The sequence below is a fragment of the Acidovorax sp. GW823-FHT02H02 genome, from assembly GCF_058797075.1.
In genome coordinates, this window is sequence record NZ_JBXAJH010000017.1 from 70,750 (window position 1) to 82,717 (window position 11,968).

Annotated in this window: 12 protein-coding genes; 3 read left to right on the forward strand and 9 right to left on the reverse strand. The window is 66.8% G+C overall.

Features of this window, described 5'->3' with window-relative positions; all coding sequences use genetic code 11:
• The first annotated feature begins 22 nt into the window (after positions 1-22).
• The 3 genes from AC1RDS_RS17175 to AC1RDS_RS17185 are packed head-to-tail and all read left to right on the forward strand — an operon-like array spanning position 23 to position 3,576.
• Positions 23-1,513: an ABC transporter substrate-binding protein gene (locus tag AC1RDS_RS17175; protein ID WP_092699120.1), complete on the forward strand. Its 1,491-nt coding sequence runs from the start codon at positions 23-25 to the stop codon at positions 1,511-1,513.
• 19 nt (positions 1,514-1,532) lie between these two features.
• On the forward strand, positions 1,533-2,942 hold the full coding sequence (locus tag AC1RDS_RS17180; RefSeq protein ID WP_348682980.1) for an amidase: 1,410 nt from the start codon (positions 1,533-1,535) through the stop codon (positions 2,940-2,942).
• Between the two features lie 7 nt (positions 2,943-2,949).
• A complete protein-coding gene (locus AC1RDS_RS17185; RefSeq protein ID WP_092699116.1) occupies positions 2,950-3,576 on the forward strand; it encodes a hypothetical protein in 627 nt (208 codons plus the stop codon).
• On the opposite strand, the gene AC1RDS_RS17190 is transcribed toward AC1RDS_RS17185, so the two are convergent.
• The 9 genes from AC1RDS_RS17190 to aspS all read right to left on the reverse strand — a co-directional run bounded on the left by AC1RDS_RS17190 (position 3,563) and on the right by aspS (position 11,930).
• Positions 3,563-4,252 (reverse strand): histidine phosphatase family protein, encoded by a 690-nt coding sequence (locus tag AC1RDS_RS17190; RefSeq protein WP_348682977.1) that lies wholly within the window; start codon positions 4,250-4,252, stop codon positions 3,563-3,565. The genes AC1RDS_RS17185 and AC1RDS_RS17190 overlap by 14 nt on opposite strands.
• Before the next feature lie 138 nt (positions 4,253-4,390).
• The gene (locus tag AC1RDS_RS17195; RefSeq protein WP_092699112.1) at positions 4,391-5,038 is read right to left on the reverse strand and encodes a LysE family translocator; all 648 of its coding nucleotides are present in this window, start codon (positions 5,036-5,038) and stop codon (positions 4,391-4,393) included.
• Positions 5,039-5,220: 182 nt separating this feature from the next.
• Complete coding sequence (locus tag AC1RDS_RS17200; RefSeq protein WP_244273685.1) at positions 5,221-6,060, reverse strand: DUF429 domain-containing protein; 840 nt, start codon at positions 6,058-6,060, stop codon at positions 5,221-5,223.
• A 221-nt stretch (positions 6,061-6,281) separates the two neighbouring features.
• Entirely contained in the window at positions 6,282-6,704 is a 423-nt protein-coding gene (locus AC1RDS_RS17205) for a BLUF domain-containing protein (protein WP_005799771.1), read from the reverse strand.
• A gap of 1 nt (position 6,705) precedes the next feature.
• On the reverse strand, positions 6,706-7,431 hold the full coding sequence (folE, locus tag AC1RDS_RS17210) for a GTP cyclohydrolase I (RefSeq protein WP_092699110.1): 726 nt from the start codon (positions 7,429-7,431) through the stop codon (positions 6,706-6,708).
• Positions 7,432-7,546: 115 nt separating this feature from the next.
• Positions 7,547-8,764 (reverse strand): cardiolipin synthase ClsB, encoded by a 1,218-nt coding sequence (gene clsB, locus AC1RDS_RS17215; protein WP_092701718.1) that lies wholly within the window; start codon positions 8,762-8,764, stop codon positions 7,547-7,549.
• 7 nt (positions 8,765-8,771) lie between these two features.
• Positions 8,772-9,521, reverse strand: a complete 750-nt coding sequence (locus tag AC1RDS_RS17220; RefSeq protein ID WP_092701715.1) for an endonuclease/exonuclease/phosphatase family protein — start codon at positions 9,519-9,521, stop codon at positions 8,772-8,774.
• A complete protein-coding gene (gene nudB, locus AC1RDS_RS17225) occupies positions 9,518-10,006 on the reverse strand; it encodes a dihydroneopterin triphosphate diphosphatase (RefSeq protein WP_287878941.1) in 489 nt (162 codons plus the stop codon). Before nudB ends, AC1RDS_RS17220 begins: the two co-directional genes overlap by 4 nt.
• A gap of 109 nt (positions 10,007-10,115) precedes the next feature.
• The gene (aspS, locus tag AC1RDS_RS17230) at positions 10,116-11,930 is read right to left on the reverse strand and encodes an aspartate--tRNA ligase (protein WP_287878936.1); all 1,815 of its coding nucleotides are present in this window, start codon (positions 11,928-11,930) and stop codon (positions 10,116-10,118) included.
• Positions 11,931-11,968: the final 38 nt, after the last annotated feature.

The window sequence follows — 11,968 nt, forward strand, 5'->3', positions numbered from 1 at the left end:
GTTTCGCCTGGAGAACCCGAACATGCTGAACCGCCGCTCCGTCCTGGCCACTGGCGCCATCGCTGCCGCCCCCCTGGCTGCGCCCTGGGGCGCCCTGGCCAAAACCAGCAAGGACAGCGTGGTGCTGGCCATGACGCTGGAGCCACCAGGGCTGGACCCCACGGCCGGCGCCGCCTCGGCCATTGCCGAGATCGTGCACTACAACATCTTCGAGACGCTCACCAAGATCAACGCCGACGGCAGCGTGTCGCCGCTGCTGGCGGAGAGCTGGGAGGTGTCGCCCGATCTGCGAACCTACACCCTGCGCCTGCGCCGGGGGGTGAAGTTCAGCAATGGCGTGCCGTTCACTGCCAGCGCGGTCAAGTTTTCGTTCGACCGTGCGGGCAGCGACAAGAGCACCAACAAGGACAAGCGCACCTTTGCCAACCTCACCACCCAGGTGGTGGACGACCACACCGTGGTCATCATCAACAAAGACATCGACCCCGACTTCCTGTTCGTGCTGGGCCAGGCCACGGCCATCATCGCCGAGCCCCAAAGCGCCGCCACCAACGCCACCCGGCCCGTAGGCACCGGCCCCTACGTGCTGGGCGCCTGGAACCGGGGTGCGTCCATCACGCTGAACGCGTGGCCAGGTTTTCGGGCACCCGGCAGCATCCGGATGCGCCGGGCCACATTCCGCTTCATCTCCGACCCCGCCGCCCAGGTGGCGGCGCTGCTGGCGGGCGATGTGGACCTGTTCGCCCGCGTCACGCCGCGCAGCGTGGCCCAGTTCAAGGCCAATCCGCGCTTTCAGGTGGTGGTGAGCGGCTCGCGCGCCAAGACCATCCTGGCCATCAACAACAACCGAAAGCCCCTGAACGACGTGCGCGTGCGCCGCGCCATCGCCGCCGCCATCGACCGCAAGGCCGTCATCGAAGGTGCAGGCGACGGCTTTGGCGTGCCCATTGGCAGCCACTATGTGCCGGGCGCATTTGGCTATGTGGACACCACGGGCATCAACCCCTTTGACATCGACAAGGCCAGGAAACTGCTGGCCGAGGCCGGCGTCAAGACCCCGCTGGAGCTTACGCTCACCCTGCCTCCGCCGCCCTACGCCCGCCAGGGCGGCGAGGTGATCGCGGCGCAGCTGGCCAAGATCGGCATCGTGTGCAAGCTCCAGAACGTGGAATGGGCCCAGTGGCTCAGCGGCACCTACGGCAACAAGAACTACGACCTCACGCTCATCTCGCATGTCGAGCCCTTCGACCTGGGCAACTTTGCCAAGCCCGACTACTACTGGGGCTACAACTCGCCGCAGTTCAACACGCTGTTCGACAAGATCAAGAACACCCCCCGCCCGGCCGACCGTGCCCGCCTGCTGGGCGACGCGCAGCGCCTGCTGGCCGAAGAGGCCGTGCACGGTTTCCTCTACCAGCCGCAATGGGTGACGGTGGCGAACAAGAACCTCCGGGGGCTGTGGAAAGACATGCCCATCTTCGTGAACGATCTCTCGGCCCTTTCCTGGTCCTGACACCGGCGCCACCCGCACCATGAGCGCCCTGCACGACCTGCCCGCCCACGCCCTGCTCGCGGCCTATCGCCAGCGCACCCTGTCCCCGGTCGATGTGGTCGCCGATGTGCTGGCCCACATCGGGCGCTGGGAGCCCCACATCCAGGCCACCTACCTGCTGCGCCCCGACGCCGCCCTGGCGCAGGCCAGGGCATCCGAGGCCCGCTGGCTGCGCGGCGCACCCCTGGGTGCGCTCGATGGCGTGCCCGCCACCATCAAGGAAAACATCGCTACGCGCGGCGACCCCATGCCCCTGGGCACCGCGGCCACCGCGCTGCTGCCCGCGGCCGCCGACGCCCCGCCCGCCGCGCGCCTGCGCGAAGCCGGCGCCGTGGTCGTGGCCAAGACCACCATGCCCGACTACGGCATGCTGTCTTCGGGACTGTCGAGCTTTCACCCGCTGGCGCGCAACCCCTGGGACCTCTCCAAAGGCCCCGGTGGCTCCAGCGCCGGGGCGGGCGCTGCCGCTGCCGCCGGCTATGGCCCGCTGCACATCGGCACCGACATCGGCGGCTCGCTGCGCCTGCCGGCCAGCTGGTGCGGCATCTTCAGCCTGAAACCCAGCCTGGGCCGCATTCCCATCGACCCGCCCTACACCGGCCGCGCCGCCGGCCCCATGACGCGCACGGTGGCGGACGCCGCACTGATGATGCAGGTGCTGAGCCAGAGCGACGCGCGCGACAGCATGGCCCTGCCCGCGCAGGACATCGCCTGGGGCCGGTTCGACCAGGGTGTCGAACACCTTCGTGGTCTGCGCATCGGCCTGCTGCTGGAGGCGGGCTGCGGCCTCGCCGTCGAGCCCGAGGTGCGCGCCGCCATCGAGCAGGCGGCCCGCTGGCTAGAGCAGGCCGGCGCCCACATCGTGCCCATGCAGCCCTTCATGACCCAGGCCATGCTCGACGGCATGGACCATTTCTGGCGCATGCGCTCGTACATCGACCTGCAGGCCCTGCCCGCCGCGCAGCAGGGCAAGGTGCTGCCCTACATCCGCGCCTGGGCCGACAGCGCCGCGGGCCTGAGCGGCACCGCAGTGTTCCACGCCAGCCAGCAGTTCCACCTGACCCGCCTGGCCACTGTGCGTGCCTGCAACGCCTTCGACTACGTGATATCGCCCGTGGCGCCCATGCCGGCATTTGCGGCCGAGCTGCCCTCGCCCACCGACGACCCGCTGCGTCCGCTGGAGCACATCGGCTTCACCGTGCCCTTCAACATGTCGGAGCAGCCCGCTGCGTCGGTGAACTGCGGCTACACCACGGGCCTGCATCCCTTGCCCATTGGCCTGCAGATCGCCGGGCGGCGCTTTGACGACCTGGGCGTGCTGCAACTGGCCCACGCGTTCGAGCAGATCCGCCCACCGCAACGCGCCTGGCCCCAGCCGCCGGGGATATAAACAGGCCATGGACATTCTCACCCTCGCCCTCCTGATCGCCATCGGCAGCTACATCCTCAACCACCAGCAGCAACGCAAGCGCATTGCCCTGCTGGCCAGCCACCTGGGCCATTACCAGATCGAAAAGCTCATGGAGACCCTGACCGAGGGCTATCTGCGCGCGCTGGGCGAGAGCACGCCCGAGCGGCGCGACCAGATCTGGAGCCTGCTGGGCAGCACCGAGTCGCAGCTGAGCGAGCAGTTCAACCGATTCGCCGCCGAGTTCTCCCAGGTGAACGAGGCCGACGCCCGCGTCAGCCGCTTCGCCATGGCGGTTCCATTTGCCAGCCAGCTGTTTCCCGCCACCACCTTCGACATGCGCCAGGCCCTGGCGATCCACGCCCGGGGCATCGAGAACATGGTCCGCAACGCGGCGCACCTGGCCCCGCGCGACAAGGCCTTCACGATGTCGGCCGAGCTGTTCCTGATGCAGCACACCTGCCACTGGTTCTGCAAGTCCAAGACCATCGCCACGGCGCGCATGCTGGCGCGGCACAAGACGCCGTATGAGCAGCTGGTGAATTCAGTGTCGGCGCAGACCCGCAGCGCCTATCTGGCACTGGTAAGGGGCGACAAGGGCGTCAAGCGGCCCTGACGCCTTCGGCGCGCTGCAGCCGGGTCTGGTCGTACACGGGCTGGGCCGGCATGCCGGCCAGGTGCTGCGTGTCAGCCCAACGCACGATCTCTATGGCATCGCCCTGCAGGCGCACGTGGTTCAGGCCCGCGTTGGGAATATCGCTCTGGCGCGGACCGCCCAGTCCCAGGCCGCGCGCGGTGCGCCACACCATGTCGAGCACGCCACCGTGCGTGACCACGATGACGGTCTGCCCCGCATGCTGGTGGGCCAGGCCGCGCAGCGCCTCCATCACCCGTGCGTGGAACTGCCGCGCGGTCTCGCCGCCGGGCATGCTGCCATCGGCATCGAAGCGCAGCCACTGCGCCCAGGCCGATGCGTGCTGCACCTTGATGTCGTCCACGCGCAGGCCATCCACCACGCCAAAATGCTGCTCGCGCAGGCGCGGGTCGGTCAGGGCGTCGAGCGACAGCTGCGGCAGCAACGCCGCCAGCGCGGGCTGTGCCGTCTGCCGGGTGCGGATGAGGTCGCTGCACACCAGATGATCGACCGCCAGGTTCTCCGCCACCAGGCGCTGCGCCAGGCGGTGCGCCTGCGCGTGCCCGGTGGCGTTCAGCGGCACATCCACCTGGCCCTGGAAGCGCAACTCGCGGTTCCAGTCGGTTTCACCATAGCGGATGAGGAGGAGTTCGGTCATACGCCCATTATCAAACCCGCACATGACAATTCAAGCATTTTTTGATTTTAGCGCTTATGCAACAAGCGCCAGCAGCTATTGATTTGATAGTCTGCTGATGGTGCGATCTGCCGCTTAGCGGCGGGGCCGTTGCAGGCTTCAGCGCTCGGCCGTGGCCAGCCGCACCGCCAGGCCCAGAAACACCAGGCCAGCCACGCGGTTGAGCACGGTCTGCGCGCGCGCCGAGCGTTGCAGCAGTGCCCCGAAGCCCCCGGAAAAGCAGGCGATGGCCCCGAACACCAGCAGCGTGGCCAGCATGAACACCACCCCCAGCAGCATGAGCTGCAGCGCCACGCTGCCGCGCGCAGGGTCGGCGAACTGCGGCAAAAAGGCCAGGAAGAACACCAGCACCTTGGGGTTGGTGAGGTTCATGACCATGCCGCGCCCCACCATGCGCCCCAGGCTGGGGCCACCCTGCTTGCCCTGGCCCGTGGCGACGGCGGACTCCTGGGCCGTGGCGGCGGGCGCCCGCAGGGCCTGCCACGCCAGATAGGCCAGATAGGCCGCGCCGCAGTACTTGAGCACGGTGAACGCCATGGCCGATGCGGCAAACACGGCCGCCAGCCCCAGGGCCACCGCTGCGGTGTGCACCACGAGGCCGGCGCACAGGCCCACCACCACCGCCATGCCGGCGCGCCAGCCGCGCTGGGCCGATTGCAGCAGCACAAACAGATTGTCAGGGCCGGGCGTCAGGCCCAGCAGCACCGACACGCCAAAGAAAGTGAGCAGGGTTTCGAAAGCAGGCATGGCCAGGAGAATCTACAAATGCGGAGTTGTCCATTGTGCCAACGTCGCGGCACAAACCCTCCGCAAGCTGCCACCGCATCGGCCGATGCGTCACGCGTCCAGCCCTTGCCGGGCGAGATCTGCGCGCAGATGCGGTGGCTGTCCACCGGGCTGCGCCCGCAATACCAGGGCGGCGGCGCAGGTCAGGCCGTGACAATCCAGCCCTCCAGGCCATCCAGCCCCTGGGGCAAGCCATAGAGCGCATCGCCCGCCGCATGGCGCTGCTGCGCCCAGGCCGCCTGCAAGAGGCACAGCACGGCGTCCAGGCGGTCGCCGCTGGCATCATCCACCAGCGCATCGCGCTGGGCATGGCTGAGCTTGAGCCGCAGGCCCAGGCGGGTCTGGCCCATCTCGAGTGCATGCACCAGGTCCTTGCGCGCGATCAGCCGGTCGGGCGTCTGTTTGGCGCGGTCATCGCTCTTGTAGCTGCGGCGCGCCAGGATTTCGCGGGCCAGCAGGCCGGGATAGGCTTCCAGCGCCACGCGCTGCGGGTCGCCGGGGTGCAGGCCGGGCAGGTGCACGCCCGCATCCAGCAGCAACGGCACGCCGGCGTGCAGCATGTAGGCCACGGGCGGGTTGACCCATTTCATGGAGGGGCTGGAGCCCGCGGGAGCGTCGGTGGCCCGGTGGGCAAACTTGCCGCCCACGGGGCGCGCGTCACAGAACGCAGCGAACTGGTCGCGGATCTGCGCCCGCGTGAGCCTGCGGTAGTGCTGCATGCACGCATGCCACTGCAGCGGCCAGCCCAGCGCCTGCACCAGCGCGCGCGGCAGGCCAAAGGGTAGATCAAAACCACCCACCCAGGCACGCGGCTGGGCCAGCCGGCGCGCAAAGCCATCGAGGGTGTCGAAAGTTTCCAGCCCCCGCAGCTGCACCCGCGTTGCCACGCGCTGGCCCAGCGCCAGCACGATGGGCTTGCGCCGGCTGGGGCTGCTGGAAAAATCGCAGCCCAGCAGCATGGGGGTGGCCAGGTCGGTCGTCATGGGCACAGGTCACAGATCGCAGAAGCAGGAATGCAAAAGGCCGCAGCACGCTGTTAGCGGCTGCGGCCAAGGAATGGATTGGCCCCCATCAACCATTAAAAGCGGGGTTGATTTGCGTAGCGAGCCAGCCTAGTCTGGGTCGATGCGCGCAGCCGTACTCCCGTACAGCGAGCACAGCAGGCCCGGAATCGGCTGGCGCAGTAGCAAAGCAAGCCCGCTTTTCAGGCGCGGCCGATAATGCTCGCCGTCGCCATCAGCTCTTCGAGCAGCGCAAACGACACCTTGCCCGACACCGCATACGGGTCGAGTTCGGGTTTTTCGGAATATTTGAGCAGGATGGAGTGGTTGATCTTGGACAGGTTCACCTGCCCCATGGTCCAGCCGCCAAAGCGCCGCTCGGCGATCTCTTCGTAGTGCAGCAGCTCCACGTTCTGGTGGCGCGGGTCGCGCTGGATGTGGCCATAGAGTTCGTTGACGGCCGAGCGCCCGCCCTCGATGGCCTGCAGGAAGACCCCGCCGCCATAGCACAGGATGCCGGTGATGCCGCAGCCCGGGTTGTGCTGGCGCGACTGGGTGAGGATGGCCTCGATGGCGGCAGGCGAAGTGTCCACCGCACGGCTGGCATAGAGCAGGCGTACGAGCATGTCAGTTCCTTCCTGGAATGAGCGAGAGGAATTCGCGGCGCAGGGCGCTGTCCTTGAGGAACACGCCGCGCATCACGGAGTTGATCATCTTGCTGTCCATGTCGCGCACACCGCGCCAGGACATGCAGAAGTGGCTGGCCTCCATCACGATGGCCAGGCCGTCGGGCTGGGTTTTTTCCATGATGAGATCGGCCAGCTGCACCACGGCCTCTTCCTGGATCTGCGGACGGCCCATGACCCAGTCGACGATGCGGGCGTATTTGGACAGACCGATCACGTTGGTGTGCTCGTTGGGCATGATGCCGATCCAGATCTTGCCCATGACAGGGCAGAAATGGTGGCTGCAGGCACTGCGCACCGTGAGCGGCCCCACAATCATGAGTTCGTTGAGGTGCTCGGCGTTGGGAAACTCGGTAATGGGTGGCGCCTGCACATAGCGGCCCTTGAACACCTCGTTGAGGTACATCTTGGCAACGCGGCGCGCGGTGTTGTTGGTGTTGTGGTCGTCCTGGGTGTTGATGACCAGGCTGTCGAGCACGCCCTGCATCTTCACCTCGACCTCGTCGAGCAGCCGCTCCAGCTCGCCGGGCTCGATGAATTCGGCAATGTTGTCGTTGGCGTTGAAGCGCTTGCGCGCCGCGGCGATGCGCTCGCGGATCTTCACGGAAACAGGCGTGCCTTCATCCGGCGGAATGGGCGTCATATCGGCAACTGGTTGACTGGACATGGCTGCATCCTACCAGTGAATGTCAGCCTCCCGGCTTCAAGGGTTTTAGCCCTCTAGCTCTTATAAAACAAGCGTCAACAGCTACTTATTCAATAGCAAACCAATACGTATGCGCTCAGTACCGGTTCCCCGTGATCCACAGGGCCAGGCGCATCAGGCCAAAGGCCACGCGGTCGAGCACACGCTGGCGCAGGGGGCGGCCGGCATAGCGGGCCGGGTCCATGCGCCGCCCGGCATGCTGCATGGCATGCACCAGGCGCTGGCGCAGGTCAACGGCAAAGGCGGCATCTTCGACCACCACATTGGCCTCGCGCGCCAGCAGCAGGCTCAAAGGATCGAGGTTGGACGAGCCCACCGTGGCCCAGGGTTTGTCGCCGTGGGCGTCGATCACCGCCACCTTGGCGTGCAGGAAGCTGGGCTCGTATTCGTGGATCTCCACCCCGGCCGCCAGCAGCGCGCCATACACCGGCCGCGCCGCGTGGTACTGCATGAAATATTCGTAGCGTCCCTGCAGCAGCAGCTGCACGCGCACACCCCGACGGGCCGCCAGGACCAGGGCGCGGCGCAGTTTGCCGCCGGGCACGAAATAGGCGTTGGCGATGATGATCTCGTGGCGCGCGGCGCCAATGGCGCGCCGGTAGGCCTTCTCGATGCGGCTGCGGTTGCGCACGTTGTCGCGCAGCACCAGCGCCGCCCGCATGCCGGGTGCGTCCGGGTCGTGCTGCGCGGCGTGCCGGGTGGCACTGGCGGCCCGCAGGTCGCGCACGGCCTGCGGCAAACGGTGCAGGCGCACGTCGCGCACCGCCTGCAGGCGCCACCACAGGCGCTCCATGGTCTGGCTGGCCTGCCCCGCCAGGGAACCGGTGGCCTGCACGGCAAAATCAAACCGCGGCGCATCCAGCTCGCCATGGTTGGGGTCGTACAGGTCGTCCAGCACATTGATGCCGCCGCAAAACACCAGCAGGCCATCGACCACGCACAGCTTGCGGTGCAGGCGGCGCCAGCGGTTGGGCAGCAGCAGCCCCAGCGGCCCCAGCGGCGAATACACCCGCACCTGCACACCCGCCGCCCGCAGGCGCTGCTGCCAGGCCTTGGGCAGTGGCCCGGTGCCCACGCCATCCACCACCAGGTGGGTGCGCACGCCGCGCTGCCCGGCGCGGATCAGCGCCTCGGCCACCTGCGCGCCCGCGCCGGTGCAATCAAAGATGTAGGTCTCGAACTGGATATCGGAAAACGCCGCATCCATAGCCTCGATCAGGGCCGGAAACAGTTCCTGCGCTCCCTGCAGCAGGCGCACCCGGTGGTCTTTGGCGAAATCGGCCACCCGCTTCATCGGCCGCTCAAAGTCTGAACTCGGCAATCAGCGGCAGATGGTCGGACATGCGCCACCAGATGCGCCCACGCGGCACATGCAGCCCGATGGGCGACAGCCCGCGCACATAGACATGGTCCAGCTGCACCAGCGGCAGCCGGGCGGGGTAGGTAAAGGCGCGCGGCGCATCAAACTCATACAGGCCAAAGCCCGCCAGCATGCGCTTGATCTGCAGCCCCCAGTCGTTGAAGTCTCCCGCCACCACCACGGGCGAGCCCGGTGGCACCTCGCGCTCGACGAACTGCTGCAGGCGCTCGACCTGGCGCACGCGGCTGCCGGGAATCAGCCCCAGGTGCACCACGATCACATGCACGCGGCGGCCATGCGCGTCCACTTCCACATGCAGAAGGCCGCGCTGCTCGAAGCGGTGGTCGGAGATATCTTCATGCTGGTGCCCGATCACCGGCCAGCGCGACAGCAGCGCGTTGCCGTGCTCGCCATGTTTGGTGAAGGCGTTGGTGCGGTAGATTGCCTCGTAGCCCTCGGGCGCCAGGTATTCGGCCTGCGGCACATCGGGCCAGCGTTGGAAATACGCGGCTTCGCGGCGGTGCAACTTGCGCACCTCCTGCAGGCAGACGATGTCGGCATCGAGCTGCTCCACCGCCAGGCCCAGGTTGTGGATCTCCAGGCGGCGCGCCGGGCCTATGCCCTGCACACCCTTGTGGATGTTGTAGGTGGCGACACGCAGAATGTCGGAAACGTGGGGCGATGGGTTCATGGCAGGGCAAATTGTGGCAGCAACAGAATGGCCTCGGCATTGGACGGCGAGTAGCAGCGATCGGCTGCCTCGCGCCAGGGCCACCAGGCCCAGTCCTGGTGCTCGCGCGGGCTCAGCACCACCGGCAGGGCGGCAGGCACCTGCAGACCCCACAGATGCTCGGTGTTGCGCCCCACCCCCGGCGCGTAGCGGTGCAGCCATTGCGGATAGATGTCGTACACATTTTCCAGGCCCCAGTCGCGCAGCGTACACCCGGGGGCATCCGCGCGGATACCGGTTTCTTCCCACACCTCGCGCACAGCGGTTTCGTGCCAGCTCTCTTGCAGGCTGTCCTTGCTGCCGGTGACCGATTGCCAGAATGCCTGGCCATCGGGCGCATCGACCGCGCGGCGGATCAGCAGCACTTCGAGCGCCGGCGTGTGGATCACCACCAGCACCGACTGGGGGATCTTGAACGTCGGCTCCGGCAAGCTCGGCCCCTGCATCGCAGCGCCTGCACTGTGGATCCAAGGACTGGGGCGCGTGGCCATCTGGTCTCCCCAAGAAAAAGGGCGCCCCGAAGGCGCCCCTGAATTTTGCACAAAGTCCGGCAGCTCAGTCCGCTTTCACGGCATCGGGGTTGCGCAGGCGGATGTGCAGTTCGCGCAGCTGCTTTTCATCGACGATGGACGGCGCCTGGGTCAGCAGGCACTGGGCGCGCTGGGTCTTGGGGAAGGCGATCACGTCGCGGATCGACTCGGCACCGGTCATCAGCGTGACGATGCGGTCCAAGCCAAAGGCCAGGCCACCGTGCGGTGGCGCGCCGTACTGCAGGGCGTCGAGCAGGAAGCCGAACTTCTGCTGCGCTTCCTCGGGCGTGATCTTGAGGGCATCAAACACTTTTTGCTGCACGTCGGCGCGGTGGATACGGACGGAGCCGCCACCCATTTCCCAGCCGTTGAGCACCATGTCGTAGCCCTTGGAAATGCACTTCTCGGGCGCGGTGACCATGTAGTCCTCATGGCCGTCCTTGGGGGCGGTGAAGGGATGGTGCACGGCAACCCAGCGGTCGTTTTCCTCGTCGTGCTCGAACATGGGGAAGTCCACCACCCACAGCGGCGCCCAGCGGTCGTCAAACAGGCCGTTCTTCTTGCCGAACTCGCTGTGGCCGATCTTGATGCGCAGCGCGCCGATGGCGTCGTTGACGATCTTTTCCTTGTCGGCACCGAAGAAGATCAGGTCGCCGTCTTGTGCGCCGGTGCGCTTGAGGACTTCCGCCAGAGCCACATCGTGGATGTTCTTCACGATGGGTGACTGCAGACCATCGCGACCCTTGGCCAGCTCGTTGACGCGAATGTAGGCCAGGCCCTTGGCACCGTAGATCTTGACGAATTCGGTGTAGGCGTCGATCTCGCCGCGGCTGATGCCGCCGTTCTCTTGGGAGCCGCCGGGTACGCGCAAGGCCACGACGCGGCCGTTCTTCATGTTGGCCGCGCCCGAGAACACCTTGAAGTCCACGTCCTTCATCACGTCGGTCAGCTCGGTGAATTCGAGCTTGACGCGCAGGTCGGGCTTGTCGGAGCCAAAGCGGTGGGCCGCGTCCTGGTATGTCATGACGGGGAATTCGCCCAGGTCCACGCCCAGCGTGTTCTGGAACACCGTCTTGATCATGCCCTGGAACAGGTCGCGGATTTCCTGCTCGTCCATGAACGAGGTCTCGATATCGATCTGCGTGAACTCGGGTTGGCGGTCAGCGCGCAGGTCTTCGTCGCGGAAGCACTTGGTGATCTGGTAGTAGCGGTCAAAACCCGCCACCATCAGCAGCTGCTTGAACAGCTGGGGCGACTGGGGCAGCGCAAAGAAATGCCCGTCATGCACGCGGCTGGGCACGAGGTAGTCGCGTGCGCCTTCGGGCGTGCTCTTGGTGAGCATGGGGGTTTCGATGTCGATGAAGCCGTTGGCATCGAGGAACTTGCGCACTTCCATGGACACGCGGTAGCGCAGCATCAGGTTGTTCTGCATGTAGGGGCGGCGCAGATCGAGCACACGGTGCGTGAGGCGCGTGGTCTCCGACAGGTTTTCCTCGTCGATCTGGAACGGAGGCGTGACCGAAGGGTTGAGCACGTTCAGCTCGTGGCACAGCACCTCGATCTTGCCGCTCTGGAGGTTGTCATTGGTCGTGCCCTCGGGGCGCGCACGCACGAGGCCCTTGACCTGCACGCAGAATTCGTTGCGCACGCCTTCAGCGGTCTTGAACATCTCGGCGCGGTCGGGGTCGCAGACCACCTGCACCGAGCCTTCGCGGTCGCGCAGGTCGATGAAGATCACACCGCCATGGTCGCGGCGGCGGTTGACCCAGCCCGACAGGGTGACGGTTTGGCCCAGGAGGGCTTCGGTCACAAGACCGCAATAGTGGGAACGCATGGCCATGGCAAAACTTCCAGCGCCGCTGTGGCGCATTAAGAGAG